The 15,130-nt window shown below is 41.4% G+C and carries 10 protein-coding genes; 6 read left to right on the forward strand and 4 right to left on the reverse strand.

The features are described from left to right. Nucleotides 1-30: 30 nt before the first annotated feature. From ilvB to FVB32_RS13400, 6 genes are all read left to right on the forward strand, one after another. Nucleotides 31-1,764 (forward strand): biosynthetic-type acetolactate synthase large subunit, encoded by a 1,734-nt coding sequence (ilvB, locus tag FVB32_RS13375; protein ID WP_147744297.1) that lies wholly within the window; start codon nt 31-33, stop codon nt 1,762-1,764. 1 nt (nt 1,765) lies between these two features. Then, nucleotides 1,766-2,347 (forward strand): O-methyltransferase, encoded by a 582-nt coding sequence (locus tag FVB32_RS13380; RefSeq protein WP_147744298.1) that lies wholly within the window; start codon nt 1,766-1,768, stop codon nt 2,345-2,347. Nucleotides 2,348-2,349: 2 nt separating this feature from the next. Next, nucleotides 2,350-2,877: an acetolactate synthase small subunit gene (gene ilvN / locus FVB32_RS13385; protein ID WP_147744299.1), complete on the forward strand. Its 528-nt coding sequence runs from the start codon at nt 2,350-2,352 to the stop codon at nt 2,875-2,877. Nucleotides 2,878-2,901: 24 nt separating this feature from the next. Further along, nucleotides 2,902-4,377, forward strand: a complete 1,476-nt coding sequence (gene ilvC, locus FVB32_RS13390; protein WP_147744300.1) for a ketol-acid reductoisomerase — start codon at nt 2,902-2,904, stop codon at nt 4,375-4,377. A gap of 37 nt (nt 4,378-4,414) precedes the next feature. Next, on the forward strand, nt 4,415-5,680 hold the full coding sequence (gene ilvA, locus FVB32_RS13395) for a threonine ammonia-lyase IlvA (protein WP_147744301.1): 1,266 nt from the start codon (nt 4,415-4,417) through the stop codon (nt 5,678-5,680). A 159-nt stretch (nt 5,681-5,839) separates the two neighbouring features. After that, nucleotides 5,840-7,429, forward strand: a complete 1,590-nt coding sequence (locus tag FVB32_RS13400) for an NADP-dependent glyceraldehyde-3-phosphate dehydrogenase (protein WP_147744302.1) — start codon at nt 5,840-5,842, stop codon at nt 7,427-7,429. Nucleotides 7,430-7,444: 15 nt separating this feature from the next. Here the strand turns inward: FVB32_RS13400 and FVB32_RS13405 are convergent, their stop codons facing one another. From FVB32_RS13405 to FVB32_RS13420, 4 genes are all read right to left on the reverse strand, one after another. After that, complete coding sequence (locus FVB32_RS13405; RefSeq protein WP_147744303.1) at nt 7,445-8,587, reverse strand: hypothetical protein; 1,143 nt, start codon at nt 8,585-8,587, stop codon at nt 7,445-7,447. A 197-nt stretch (nt 8,588-8,784) separates the two neighbouring features. After that, nucleotides 8,785-10,149, reverse strand: coding sequence for a putative metal-binding motif-containing protein (locus FVB32_RS13410; protein WP_147744304.1), 1,365 nt, complete (start codon nt 10,147-10,149; stop codon nt 8,785-8,787). Nucleotides 10,150-10,477: 328 nt separating this feature from the next. After that, entirely contained in the window at nt 10,478-12,715 is a 2,238-nt protein-coding gene (locus FVB32_RS13415; RefSeq protein WP_147744305.1) for a carboxypeptidase-like regulatory domain-containing protein, read from the reverse strand. A 133-nt stretch (nt 12,716-12,848) separates the two neighbouring features. After that, nucleotides 12,849-15,122 carry a carboxypeptidase-like regulatory domain-containing protein gene (locus FVB32_RS13420; protein ID WP_147744306.1) on the reverse strand — a complete coding sequence of 758 codons (2,274 nt, stop codon included), beginning with the start codon at nt 15,120-15,122 and terminating at the stop codon, nt 12,849-12,851. Between the last annotated feature and the right edge of the window lie 8 nt (nt 15,123-15,130).

Genomic DNA, 15,130 nt, shown 5'->3' on the forward strand with positions numbered 1-15,130 from the left:
GGGTTTCACTACTCCAAAAATTGGACGCATATGGAAACATTGAGAGCACAAAAAAAGGAAAGTAAAAAGAAAACCCCAATAAGAATAAGTGGGGCAGAAGCCATAATACATTGCTTGTTGGCAGAGGGTGTGGATTTGATTTATGGATATCCTGGAGGGGCCATTATGCCTGTGTATGATGAACTTTATAAGTTCCAGGACAAGTTAACGCACATCCTTACAAGACATGAACAAGGCGCTACGCATGCTGCTCAAGGCTATGCTCGTGTAAGTGGAAAAGTTGGAGTGGCCATGGCGACCTCGGGGCCTGGTGCTACAAATCTAGTTACGGGAATTGCAGATGCTCAGATAGACTCAACACCTATGGTATGCATTACGGGACAGGTACCAAGACATTTGTTGGGCTCAGATGCTTTTCAGGAAACTGATATTGTTGGAATTTCCACACCCGTTACCAAATGGAACTACCAAATTACAAAGGCTAGCGAGATTCCAGAAATAATGGCTAAAGCATTTTATATTGCAAGGTCAGGTAGGCCAGGCCCGGTCCTAATTGATATTACTAAAAATGCTCAGTTTGATGAATTAGACTTCGCCTATGAAAAATGCACTGGGGTACGTAGTTACAAACCTGTTCCAGAACCAGACTTAAAGGCCATTGAAGCTGCGGCATCATTGATCAATAATGCTAAAAAACCTTATATCGTATTTGGACAGGGGGTAATATTGGGCGAAGCAGAGGCAGAACTCAAAGCTTTAGTAGAGAAAGCCGGTATTCCAGCAGCATGGACTATTTTGGGACTTTCTGCAATGGATACAGATCACCCCTTAAATGTAGGAATGGTAGGTATGCATGGCAACTATGGGCCAAACGTATTGACCAATGAATGTGATGTGCTTGTTGCTATTGGGATGCGTTTTGATGATAGGGTTACGGGGAGTTTGGATACCTATGCCAAACAAGCTAAGGTAATTCATCTTGAGATTGACCCAGCCGAAATCAATAAAAATGTAAAAGCTGATGTGGCAATTTTAGGAGATGCTAAGCAGACACTGGATTTATTATTACCACTTGTTAAAAAGAATGACCATAGCGAATGGAAAAATGAGTTTGATAAAAAATATCAGATTGAATATGACACCGTCATTAAAAATGATATAACCCCTACTAAGGAGGGACTTACTATGGGGGAGGTCATTGAACAAATCAATATTGCATCAGAACACAAGGCAGTAATTGTAACCGATGTAGGACAACACCAAATGATTGCTTGTAGGTATGCCAAGTTCAAACAATCCAAAAGCAATATTACCTCCGGAGGGCTAGGAACTATGGGTTTTGCTTTACCAGCAGCTATTGGTGCTAAAATGGGAGCTATGGATAGAGAAGTGGTTGCTATTGCAGGTGACGGAGGGTATCAAATGACCATTCAAGAACTTGGAGTCATCTTTCAGCATAATGTGCCAGTTAAAATAGTCGTTTTAAATAATGACCATTTAGGAATGGTGCGTCAATGGCAAGAACTTTTCTTTGAAAGCAGATACGCTTCTACCGTAATGACAAACCCTGACTTTGTAAAGATTGCAGAGGGGTACCATATTAAATCTAGAAGGGTAGTGGAGCGCTCAGATTTGAAGGATGCCGTTACAGAGATGATTGCTTCCAAAGATCCATACTTTTTAGAAGTTAAGGTTGAAAAAGAAGATAATGTATTCCCAATGATTCCTTCAGGAGCATCGGTTTCAGATATCAGGCTCAAATAAGATGGATCAGACCAATATTTTAGATGCACCAAGTGTGTATCCAAAACTACTAATCAAGTCACAAGAGACTGGGTTTTCTATGCCTTCCGATGTATATATTGGAACGCTGTTGAAAACATTGATAGCCTCCAAACCCAAAGGAAAATTTCTGGAATTGGGTACAGGCATTGGACTTTCCCTTTCATGGATGCTAGAAGGGATGGATGAAGATTCCCAGATAATAAGTGTAGATAACGATGAGAAGCTGATAGCAATAGCGCAAGACTTCTTTGGAGAAGAAAAAAGACTTTGCTTGGTATGTGATGATGGCGAAGCTTGGTTGTCCCAAAATCAAGATGAACGATTTGATTTGATTTTTGCGGATGCATGGCCAGGAAAGTATAGTTGTTTAAATAAGGTGTTGTCCTTGGTTAAACCCGGAGGCTTCTATGTGATTGATGACATGGTAGCACAACCCAATTGGCCAGATGGACATGAAGAAAAGGCGATTGAACTGGTTAAAATATTAGAGGAAAAAGAAAATTTTACGATAACTAAAATGAACTGGTCTACAGGAGTACTGGTTGCGGTTAAAACAAAATAGACATGGAAAATCAATGGTATACCATTTCGGTTTATTCAGAAAATAATATTGGATTGCTCAATAGAATATCTGGAATATTCTTAAAGAGACACATTAACATAGAAAGCCTAAACGTCTCTAAATCAGAAATTGAGGATGTTTCAAAATTTACTATTGTAATTTTCGCCACTGAAAATTGGGCAAGAAAGATTGTACAACAAATAGAGAAGCAAGTTGAGGTAATAAAAGCATATTATCATACAGATGATGAGACCATTTATCAAGAGTCCGCTTTGTTTAAAATAGCGTCCAATTTACTGTTTGATGAACGACAGATTCAAAACATTATCAAGGAAAGTAACTCGCAAATTGTTACAGTGGCCAGAGACTTTTTCGTGTTGTCCAAAACCGGGCGCCGGCATGAGATAGATGAAATGCACGATGCTCTGGAGCCATATGGCATTATGCAGTTTGTACGCTCAGGAAGGATTGCAGTCAGCAAGGCTACAATGCCCATTACCAATATTTTAGCAGAATTTCAAAATCAATAAATAGCACAAAATCAAAAACTAAAAATGACAAATTACTTTAATACACTGTCGCTGCGTGATAAACTGACACAACTTGGGAAATGTAGATTTATGGATTCCAATGAATTCGCTGATGGCGTCGCGGCACTAAAAGGGAAAAAGATTGTAATTGTTGGATGTGGGGCACAAGGTCTAAATCAAGGATTGAACATGAGAGATTCTGGATTGGATATTTCGTATACCCTTCGGGAATCGGCCATTAAAGAGCAGCGTCAATCCTTTAAAAACGCCAAAGAGAACAATTTTAATGTGGGTACCTATGAAGAACTAATCCCTACCGCGGATTTGGTTATCAACCTTACCCCAGATAAGCAGCATACCAATGTGGTGAGCACTGTGATGCCCTTGATGAAAAAAGGAGCTACGCTTTCCTATTCCCATGGCTTTAATATTGTGGAAGAAGGAATGCAGATTCGAAAAGATTTAACCGTAATAATGGTAGCACCTAAAAGTCCAGGTTCGGAAGTACGGGAAGAGTACAAAAGAGGCTTTGGTGTACCGACGCTAATTGCTGTGCATCCTGAGAATGATCCTGAAGGAAAAGGTTTGGAGCAAGCAAAAGCTTATGCAGCCGGTACCGGTGGACACAAAGCAGGAGTTTTGGAATCATCTTTTGTGGCTGAAGTAAAATCAGATTTAATGGGAGAGCAAACCATTCTTTGTGGATTGTTACAGACGGGTTCCATCTTATCTTTTAACAAAATGCTGGAAAAAGGTATTGATGCTGGTTATGCTTCCAAATTAATTCAGTACGGATGGGAAACCATTACCGAAGGATTAAAACAAGGTGGAATAACCAACATGATGGATAGACTTTCCAATCCTGCTAAAATTAAAGCATTCGATTTGGCTGAAGAACTAAAAGGTATTATGCGTCCACTGTTTCAAAAGCATATGGATGATATTATGAGCGGACATTTTTCTAAAACCATGATGGAAGATTGGGCTAATGCAGATAAGAACCTATTGGATTGGCGTGCAGCAACTGGCGAGACTTCTTTTGAAAAGACTCCAGCCGGGAGCAATGAAATTTCTGAGCAGGAATACTATGACAATGGTGTTTTGATGGTAGCTTTTGTAAAATCTGGAGTTGAACTAGCCTTTGAAACCATGACAGAATCAGGAATCATTGGAGAGTCTGCATATTATGAATCGTTACATGAAACGCCATTGATAGCCAATACCATTGCTAGAAAGAAATTGTTTGAAATGAACCGAGTGATTTCTGATACAGCGGAGTATGGCTGTTATTTATTTGATCATGCTTGCAAGCCTTTACTAACCGATTTCATGAAAGCAATAGATACAGATGTTATTGGAAAGCATTTTGGCGAAGGAAGTGATAATGGTGTGGACAATGTGAAATTGATAGCCGTTAACAAAGCCATGAGAGAGCATCCTGTTGAGATTGTGGGAGCGAGATTGCGCGAATCCATGACAGCAATGAAGCCAATAGTGTAAGGATTAGCTTTTTTGCGCTGAAAACCTAAAAACAATTGTGAAAGGAACGGCGACCACATATTTTCCTAGAATAGAGGACATTCAGGAAGCAGCTAAAACCATAAAAGCAGTAGTTAGTAAAACTCCCTTGCAACAAAGTATTCGCTATTCTAAGAAGTACAAAGCCAATATTTTGCTCAAGCGAGAAGACTTGCAAAGGGTGAGAAGCTATAAGATTCGAGGTGCTTTTAATAAAATTAGTTCACTATCTAAATCGGAGTTGCAAGAAGGTGTGGTTTGCGCCAGTGCTGGCAATCATGCGCAGGGAGTCGCTTTTGCCTGTAACCACTTGGGTGTTAGCGGCACTATTTATATGCCCGTGGTGACGCCAAAACAAAAGATTGATCAGACCAAAATGTTTGGTGGAGATTGGGTGCAAGTGGTCTTGGAAGGGGATACATTTGATGATTCTTATAAAGCAGCTGAACAATTTTGTAATCAAAGCGGTAAGACTTTTGTTCATCCTTTTGATGATAAAAAAACCATTGAAGGTCAGGCCACAATTGGTCTTGAATTGTTAAAGCAATCTGAAGAACCGATTGATTATGTTTTTGTAGCTGTAGGTGGTGGAGGTTTGGCTGCAGGCCTTTGTGCAACATTCAAAGCATTATCTCCAAAAACTAAAATTGTAGGTATAGAGCCTGCTGGCGCACCTTCCATGAAAACCTCCATTGAAAAAGGAGTACTCACAGAGTTAGAGCAAATCGACAAATTTATCGACGGGGCGGCGGTGCAAAAGGTAGGACAATATACATTTCCTATATGCCAAGCACATCTACACAAGATGGAAACGGTTCCCGAAGGGAAAGTATGCCAGACCATATTAGAATTGTACAACAGGGATGCAATAGTTGTTGAACCTGCGGGAGCACTGACCTTGGCTGCCTTGGATGACTACAGAGATGAAATACAAGGTAAAAATGTAGTGTGTGTCATTAGCGGTAGCAACAATGACATTACCCGTACCGCTGAGATTAAAGAGCGAGCACTGCTGTATGGCAACCTTAAACATTATTTCATTGTACGGTTTCCGCAACGACCGGGAGCATTAAAGGAATTTGTTGTGGATATTTTAGGCCCCAATGACGATATTACACACTTCGAATATTCAAAAAAATCAAGCAGAGAAAATGCACCTGCTGTTGTGGGGATTGAATTGAAAGCTGCTGAAGATTTAGAACCATTGATTCAGCGAATGAAGACCAATAATTTTTTCGGAGATTATCTAAACAACAAGCCTGATCTTTTTCAATATTTAGTCTGATCATTTAACAATTCAGATGGTTTTCATTATAAGTGTCCCAACTAAATCGTTTTCGTAGCTAAACCTTTGAAAACACAGCATTTGCAAGCCATTTTTGTGTTAGCTTTGCACATTGTTCAGGGCTATTTATTGAACATAATTAACTAAAAGCATAACAATATGCAGACCAAAACAACGATACCGGAAGCATTCCGAATAACGAAAGAAATACACCAGAAAACCTATTTGGTCAATGGAGAATTAAAGGAATGGAAAGGAAAAAATACGACTGTGATTTCTACAATTTCTTCCACTAAGGAGTATGCCCACACCGTATTGGGAAGCATTCCAGATATGGGAGAAACAGAAGCCATGGAAGCTCTGGACGCTGCGGTAAACGCATACAATCAAGGTCAAGGTGTATGGCCGACCATGAAGGTGAAAGATCGCATTGAATGTATGGAAGCCTTTGTGAAGAAAATGGAGGCGAAGCGCGAGGAAGTTGTGAAACTTTTGATGTGGGAAATTGGGAAATCTATGCCCGATTCTTATAAAGAGTTCGACCGTACCGTTGAGTATATTTATGATACCATTGAAGATTACAAGCAATTGGATCGCAACTCTGCCAAGTTTCAAAAACATGATGGGGTATATGCTCATATTCGCAGAGGACCGCTGGGGGTGGTTTTATGTTTAGGACCCTATAATTACCCGCTTAATGAAACCTTTGCATTGCTTATTCCGGCAATTATTATGGGAAATACTACCGTTTTTAAGCCGGCAAAGCATGGTGTTTTATTAATTACACCACTTATGGAAGCCTTTCAAAGCAGTTTTCCAAAAGGTGTAGTAAATATTTTATTTGGTAGGGGTAGGGCGGTAGCGGCTCCGATTATGAAAACAGGCAAGGTTGATGTATTGGCATTGATTGGAAATAGTAAATCTGCCAATGCACTGCAAGACCAGCATCCAAAGAGTAATAGATTACGATTGGTTTTAGGGCTTGAAGCCAAAAATCCAGCAATAATTTTACCTGATGCCGATTTGGATCTCACTGTTAATGAATGTTTGGCAGGTACCCTTTCCTTCAATGGGCAGCGCTGTACCGCATTAAAGGTGGTTTATGTTCATGAAGATATAAAGGAGGAGTTTTTAAAACGATTTTCTGAAAAGGTAGATGCTTTAAAATTTGGTAACCCTTGGGATGAAGGAGTAAAACTCACCCCATTGCCTGAGCCTGGAAAACCAGCATATATTAAAGAATTGTTGGACGATGCCAAAGTTAAAGGAGCAAAAGTTCAGAATAAAAAAGGAGGGAAACCATCAGATAATTTTATCTGGCCAGCGGTATTGTATCCCGTTTCCAAAGATATGCGGGTATATGAAGAAGAGCAATTTGGCCCCATAATCCCTGTTGTTTCCTTTAAAGATATTGAAGAGCCCTTAAATGATATGGCCGAGTCCAATTACGGACAACAGGTAAGTTTGTTTGGAAAGGATGTGTATACCCTATCTCCATTAATAGATACACTGGCAAATTTGGTTTGTAGGGTAAATTTAAACAGCTCTTGTCAGCGAGGTCCAGATGTATATCCTTTTACGGGTAGAAAAGACTCTGCACAGTCAACACTAAGTGTACATGATGCGTTGCGTTCGTTCTCTGTACGTACTTTTGTGGCTTTTAAAGACAATGAGTTGAACAACGAAACCATTGAGCAGCTGTTGGAAGCTAAGGTGAGCAACTTTTTAAGTACGGATTACATTCTATAATAAGGGCTTTTAAAATTAATATTGGAATAATTGAGCACGTTCACCATGTCGCTCCTTTAAGGCAATGGCATCGGCCAGCCCTCTAATGTAGTATGTAAAGCTGCCTTCCCAAATAGTCTTTGTGCCCAATTCTTCATATTCAGGGATGTTTTTGATATGGAATTTGGCTGCTTCAATGTCACCCAGAATCAACAAAATAGATGAAAGATTGGCATTAAGCGCATTTTGAATCACAGGATCTGAGGCACGAACCAGCTTATCTGTAAAGTAATTTCTGGCATATTCCAAATCAGGGGCAACCTGTTCCAAAGTCTTCCTTTTCTTTTTACTTAAGGAAGAAAGGGAATGGATACTCTTTTTAGCTATTTCGCATGCATCATTTAAAGCCTCATGTTCTTTGCCCTTAACTCCGAACATGGCGCTATAAGCATTTGCTTTTTGATTTAGGAAATGATCTTCTAAAATGCGTCCGGCTTCCTGAATGAAATATTCTAAAATGGCAGCCTCGTGTTTTTTTATTCTTTTTTCCAAGAGTTTTCTTTTTTTCTCGGGTTTTTTGGTCATTTTGTATTTCAACTTAAAAGAAGGGTTAAATACCAAATGCCGTAAACGCAGTTTTTTTGTAAAGCCGTCCCTATCATCAATATAATATATGATTTCCTTGTCAAGAAGGACTTTATCTTCTGCAGTTTTTACCAGTAGTCTGGCCGCTACATTGATTTCTCCCATAATGCTTTCTGGATCCGAATAATCTACATCGAGTTGAACGTGTTCCATCTTAAATGTATCGGTGCTCAACTCAATAGAAAAATCAGGGTCGGTTTGCACCCAAACAAAGGGACGGGAATTCAACATGTATTTCTTGCTCCATTTTGTTATGGTATCTCGAACGGCTCGTCTTCTAAGTCTTGCGCGTTCTTCAGAATCCATTTCACCTATCTGCATGGCCCAGTTCATTTCATCCCAAAAGTCCATGGGGTCTAATTTGGTATTCACTGTTGTAGAAAAGGTGCGAAGGGCTTCATCCATAGGAGTAGCGGGCGAAATTTGATATGCCCATGCCACTGGAGCTTTGGTAAGCTTTACTTTTTTTTGCCCTGTACCGAGTATAGGAATTAGCAAAACAAAGGACAGTAAAAATACGTTGTAGGATTTCATTGCTATAATGCTTGGTATTTGTATAGGGGACTTATTAGATTATCTACTCTAAATTAACATTGTCCATCTATCGTATATAACATTGTTTGAGGGATGACGGTTCGCAATTGACCAATGGTTACATTTCGGATGTCTGGGGTTAAAGAAAGGCCCTTAGAAAATTACTAAGGACCTAACCATGCTGAAAACAAATTTTATTAATTAGCAGGAGTAGAGCGGGTATAGGAGAAAGCACCTCCATTACCCTCTTCCCATGCAGTAAAGGTTAGGGTGAGATAAATGTCGTCTTCCACAAGCCATGCCCCCAGTTTTTTGCCTATTACATGAGAAAAATCCGTTGTGGATTGGGTACCAACGCCCTCAACTACGACTTCAAAATCATCTTTGACGGTAGAAGTATGAAGTTCTTCTTCTTCCAGATAATAAATAATAGAAGCAATGTTATGGAAGCTGTAAAAATTTGTAGGGTCACCCAAAGTGCCATAAAGATTAAAATCAGCCCAAGCTTCATGACCATTACTTCCAGTATCATCCAATAGTGCCCAACGTACATTTTTGGTGCCCCCACTTGGGGCTATTGTGTTGATATCCTTAATGGCTGCACTGGCGTCATCGTCAAAATCTGCAATTAAGTCTGAATTATTGTCATCAATGTGGATGGCATCTTCCTTGAAGTTGTTTGGGTGTGACCACCATGCAAAGTTGTACATAGGGCCAGCATCTTGGCGCGTGAAGATGACATTTTCGGTCAATTTATCTTGATTTTTGGTGGCAGTCCAATCTACCTTGGTGGCTTTGCTGAAGACCATGTCCGGGCCATCCCAAACAAAACCAGAAAAGCCATCACAGTTATTGTCCAAACCGTCTCCTGCTATTTCGATAGCGCCAGGATTAATGGTCGCCAAGTTGTCGTTACAATCATCTTTGTTGGCAACGTAATTTTCTATATCGGTGCGGCAACCGAGTGCCACCTGGATATTTGCTTCGTCTCCGAAACCATCCCCATCCAAATCTCGATAATAAACAAAATTGCTATCAGGGTTAACATCTGAATCAGTATCATCACAATCAAAAGCATCGTTGTTTTTGGTGTGATTTTCAGGTTCGGCCGCACAAATGGACAGCTGCATGGATTTTTCCTCAACACCAAAACCATCACCATCCAGATCTTCATAATAGGTTATCATTACATCTGGTTTTACGGTAGCATCGGTATCATCACAATCCCCACCTATTTCTACATAACCATCTGGCCTTTCTATACAGCCAATTTCGGTAGCGTTAGAGTCTCCAAAACCATCTTTATCCTTATCAAAATAGAAGGTTCTTTCACTACAGCCAGGAAATATAAGGTCATCCTTATCATTGGTATCTGTATTATTTGCCACAAAACCCGTAGGTCTGGAACATGCACTTTTTGAGACTGCTGCATTTCCAAAGCCATCGCTATCGGAATCTTGGTAAAAAGTTTTGGTAGCGCAACCATCATCGTTACTACATGATGTTATGGCCATAAAGGAAAGTAACAAGGTAAGGTTACCAATCTTTTGTGAAGTTTTCATACTATTTGTCTTTTAGGGTTAAATTTTAGAAGTATTACCACAAATTCTGCATGGTAATCGAGGATAAAACTACTAGTGCTTAAAGTGCATTTAAGGACTGGATTTATAAATAGGGCAGGACAATTGATGAATACCCCTTTTGAATGGATGAAATCAAAAATATTATAGGAATTGACTTACAAGAAATGAAGTTTAAATTTTTTAGGAGTGCCTTTGGCTGAGTTTGCGAACTTTTATCTGCCCTGTATTTAATGCAGGGAAACAACAATACATAGAACAGGGGCCTTACAAGTCCCCTGTTGTTTTTAACTTTATAAGTGCAATGCCATTAGTTGGAAGTGCCAAGATCGTCCACGGGACGTCCCGTACCATAATTGACATTGATTATCTTGACCTCTCCATTTTTTACGGTAATGGCCCCCACAGGTCCCGAAAAGGGTTCTTCTGCAATATTTGCATGCTCGGAATAACCAGAACCGGGATTTGTAATGGTGTAGTTTTCGCTCCATGTATGCTCCGTGGTCACAAGATCCTCTAAGAAACCGGTTAAAGCTATGGTGGCGCCAGAGCCGGCCTCCGTTAACCCATCCAAGGTTTTTAGGGTAAGCCCATAAGCTGAGTTGTACCCTCGCCCCACATATATATTCTCCAAACCTGTAATCTCCCCATCCTTAATGATCACGCTGGCCGTGGTCTGCTCATGCTCGGGTTCTATGATCAGTACCTCAGGGGTTATGTAGGACATCTGGTCCAAATAGGCATGGACTTTTTTTCCACTATTTCCAACAGTGTTCAATACGGATTTGTTAAAATCCAGACCATGATCCTCCACTTTTAAATAATCTTCCAAGGGATCGATTATCTGGCCTACGCTAAAATCCCCATCCTCGTTTAAATTTGAAGCCAGAAAGCGGGTATCCGTGATCTTATTGCCCGGTACATTTGCATAGGTATACTGTATTTCCGGTAAAAGCACATAGGGCTGTGAAATGGTACTGTTGTCTAATTCGGTAAAATGTCTAAAGGCCATGTCAGTGACCTCAAGGGTGGCAGGTTCGGTGGGGTCTCCTCCAGATATTTCAAAGTCTGGTACGGTGGTGTACCCAAATCCCGCATAATATACATGAAAAACATCCACTTTACCTGAATAGGTGAGGGTTCCGGTGGGTAGGGTACCTGGAGTTGCACCAAAAATCAACTCCACATCAAAAACCTGATGGGTGAACTCTTCAGGAACATTAAGGTCTATGATACCCGTGGGCAAAGATCCAGATCCATCAGCCTCCACAATGGCCAGAAATACATCGGAGGTCATATCATCTTCAAGTGTGAACCGCGCTCTGACAAAAACATCTTGAAAGGGATTATATCCACTTCCACCATCTGTGATAGTAATGGATTGAAAATCCCAAAGCATATCGGCATGTATCCCGGCAATAGTATCTATAACCGACTCCGGAGCGGTTATCGTTACCGTTGGTGAAATTTGGTAACCTGACCCTTGGGTAGCCCTGAATTTTACGTTTGGGAAATCTTCTTCAATTGGAAAATCATCTATTAAACCATTTAACTGCGCTGGAAGAATGGAATTTCGGCCACGCCTTTCAATGGGCATGGTAAAGCCTCTCCCCGGTAGAGGAACAGGATCAAACTCGGCAATAACATTTGGAATAGCCGGGGTAGTGGTAGGGGTAATATCTGGACCAAATACAGCGGGCAAAACACCTACTTGTGGTGCCTCATCTGCACCGTTTATGTTTGAGTAGGCCAGGCGCTGACCGGCCTCCACTAAGGGAAAAAGCAGTTCGATCTCCGTACCTTTAACATTAGCCGGCACTTGCATGCTGTATTCACCAGAGGTATTGTCCACCAATGCGATACCTATATTGCCCTGGGTAAAGGTGAAGGATCCCTCTATATAAATGGATGTGTTACCAACACCGTTGCTGTTTTCCAATCTGGAATGTTGGGCATTGACCTCAGCATCCAAATTGGCGCGGATGGTAATGTCCTGTGGCACTTCTGGGGCGCTGTTGGTAAGGTCTGTCTCTATACTTACCACTCCTTTTATGGTTGCGGCACTTTCCCCGTCCAATCTAAAGACCTCAATTTTTGAAGCCTCAGAAGTTTCAATGGGCACGATCTTATTGTTTATGTTTTGGTAGTGTACGCCCTCCAAGAGGCTCCCAAAGTCTACCATATAAGAAAAATTGGCAAAGCTTGTAGCGGATACGGCCACATGGTAGCCACCCAATAGGATATCCACAAAAAGAGCATTGCCGTTCTGGTCTGTTGTTGTAGTGGCCACGGACCCATCCTTTTGGTTGGTAATAGTAATGGTAGCCTCGGCAACGGGGCTTTCATCGTCATGTAGGGTAATGGAGTAGTCCAAAAGCCCAGAAGCCAGGGTAATGGCTGCGGCATTTTCTTTGGCCTGCTCCTGTGTTAGTTCTTTTTGTGATTGTAATACGTCCTCTTCGGAGAAGTCATTTTTACAAGACTTTGTCACCAAGCCGAAGACCAGTGCCAAAAGTATAGGGGCGAAGGTATTTTTTATTCTTTTCATTTTTCTTTTTTTTGATGGGACACGGGTGTCTAGGTAATTAAGCGCAATACTTAGACTTTTAAGGGCAAAAAGGGACCGTAGGCCCCTTCTCTAAACTAACTAACTCAAAAAAAACTAATGGTTGCACTACTTATTATTCAATATCATTAACACGCACACCTGTACCGTAATCGATGTTTACGATCTTGGTCTGCCCATTTTTTATATTTACAGTGGTTCCCGATGATATTGGTGAAAAATCTTCTTCTGCAATGTTCAAATCCTTAGCATAACCGGAACCTTTATTGACTAGAGTATAGGCACCGCCCCATGTTACTTCTCCTGTTACTGTATTTGTAGTAAAGCCGCTGAGGCTAAAAGAGGCCCCGGTGCCCTGGATGGCATCCACTGTTAGGTCCACTTCAATGGTATAGCCTGTACCCGTGTTGGTGACCGTTAGGGAAGTGATTTCGCCATCATCGTTTACTTTAAGCGTGCCCTCTGCCTGCTCATGTTCAGGTTCTATTACAATGGCGGTAGGGGTGGAATAGGAATATGGATCTAAGCGTATTCCTGCTACCGGGTCGGTACCGTAAAAAGCATCATCATTAAATACAATGTTGCCATTCGAAACACGTACAGCCAAGTCGAGATTCTGAACCTGTAATTCGTTTTGGGGAATACCGTCGACATCACGTTCAAAAACTTCAAAACCTTCAAAACCTTCATCAGTCACAATAACTCCCGGAGAGCTTTCATATTTATAACCCACCTCTGGTAGTACCACGTACCCTTGGGTATTGCCCGTATTGTCCAGATCAAATTCATATTGGAAGGCCATATCCGTAATTTCCAAGGAAGCCTGTGTGGTTGGTTTTCCTCCTCCCTTTATGGTGATGGAAGGGATGCTGGTATACTTGTCTCCGCGATTCACTATTTCAAATTGCCGTATCTCTCCATTATATGTAAAACTACCAGTGGCTGCAGTAGTTTCTCCACCTTGCGGCTCAAACCTGATGGCAATATCTGTTACTACATAATCAGTAAATAATTGTGCAGGAACATTCAGCAATGGACGTTCTTCAACAGGAAGGTTTCCTGATCCATCTGCATCAAGTTCTTCAATGAAAAAAGAAGCCTGTAAAAGATCATCCTCGCCTATAATGTCTAAATATACTTCCACTTTTGATAGCGCTTCATACTCGCCAGGGGTCAAAATTTGGTACATGTCGTCAAATTCCCAATCTACCCAAGCTTCAATTACAGCTGTGTCGCCAACCACTACAGGAAGTGGGTTTTCTGGCGGGGCATCAACGGTTATGATAGGGGTTGTCTTAAAATCGTCTGAGCCTTTACTGCCCCTGAACACGATATGCTCATTTGCTTCTAAATCGATTTCATTGGGAAAATCATTAATGGAAGCATTAAGCATGGTCAGCAACAGTCCACGACCCTGGGGCGTAAAGTTGCTTGGGGTAAAGCCCCTGCCCGGTGCCGGTGGGGCAGAAAAATTGGCCGTTGCCCCTGAAATGCTGGGAGATGTGTCAGCTATTGCGTAATCGGGGCCAAACAAAACGGGCTGGGTCCCTGTCTGCACCCCTACATCCACACCATTTTCCATGGACCAGGCCAGGGTTTGGTCTGTCTCTACCAAAGGTATCAAGAGTTCTATCTTGGTCCCGTCTGTACCTGCAGGTACCTGCATGGAATATTCTCCAGTGGTATTGTCTACCACCGCGACACCTATATTGCCTTGGGTAAAGGTAAAGGAACCGAGTACATAAATGGAACCAAAGGAACCACCTCCACTGCTCTCCAATCCAGAGTGTTCTGCGTTAACCTCGGCATCCAAATTAGCACGTATGGTAATGTCTTGTGGTACTTCTGAAGTGCTATTGGTAAGATCTGTTTCTATGCTTACCACTCCTTTTATGGTAGCAGTACTTTCACCGTCCACAATAAAACCTTCAATTTTTGAGGCTTCAGACGATTCAATGGGTACAATCCTTTCATTTATATTTTGGTAATGTACGCCCTCTACGGGTTTTCCAAAATCTACTAGATAAGAGAAATCTGAAATATTTTCTGCGGATACAGCAACATTGTGGCCACCCAATTTAATGTCCACAAAAACGGCATTACCGTTAGCATCCGTTGTGGCGGTGATTACAGTGCCATCTGCTTGGTTGGTAACGGATACGGTTGCACCGGCGATGGGCTTGTTGTCCTCATGCAGGTTTACCGTATAATCCAGCAAACTGGAGGCCAGTGCTATGGCGGCCGCATTTTCTGCTGCTTGTTCATCTGAGAGTTCTTTTTGCTGCTCGAGCAAGTCTTCTTCGGTGAAGTCATCCTTACAGGAGGTGACCAATATGCCAAAGGCCAGCACGGTAAGTATGGGAAATAAAGTGTTTTTGATTCTTTTCATTTTATTCG

The organism is Flagellimonas hymeniacidonis, from assembly GCF_008040165.1.
Lineage (GTDB): Bacteria > Bacteroidota > Bacteroidia > Flavobacteriales > Flavobacteriaceae > Flagellimonas > Flagellimonas hymeniacidonis.

What these genes read in the sequence shown, in the direction of transcription:
- FVB32_RS13410 (WP_147744304.1), bottom strand. Translation starts at nt 10,149, where the DNA reads ATGAAAACTTCACAAAAGATTGGTAACCTTACCTTGTTACTTTCCTTT.
- FVB32_RS13380 (WP_147744298.1), top strand. Translation starts at nt 1,766, where the DNA reads ATGGATCAGACCAATATTTTAGATGCACCAAGTGTGTATCCAAAACTA.
- FVB32_RS13415 (WP_147744305.1), bottom strand. Translation starts at nt 12,715, where the DNA reads ATGAAAAGAATAAAAAATACCTTCGCCCCTATACTTTTGGCACTGGTC.
- ilvC (WP_147744300.1), top strand. Translation starts at nt 2,902, where the DNA reads ATGACAAATTACTTTAATACACTGTCGCTGCGTGATAAACTGACACAA.
- FVB32_RS13420 (WP_147744306.1), bottom strand. Translation starts at nt 15,122, where the DNA reads ATGAAAAGAATCAAAAACACTTTATTTCCCATACTTACCGTGCTGGCC.
- ilvN (WP_147744299.1), top strand. Translation starts at nt 2,350, where the DNA reads ATGGAAAATCAATGGTATACCATTTCGGTTTATTCAGAAAATAATATT.
- FVB32_RS13400 (WP_147744302.1), top strand. Translation starts at nt 5,840, where the DNA reads ATGCAGACCAAAACAACGATACCGGAAGCATTCCGAATAACGAAAGAA.
- FVB32_RS13405 (WP_147744303.1), bottom strand. Translation starts at nt 8,587, where the DNA reads ATGAAATCCTACAACGTATTTTTACTGTCCTTTGTTTTGCTAATTCCT.
- ilvB (WP_147744297.1), top strand. Translation starts at nt 31, where the DNA reads ATGGAAACATTGAGAGCACAAAAAAAGGAAAGTAAAAAGAAAACCCCA.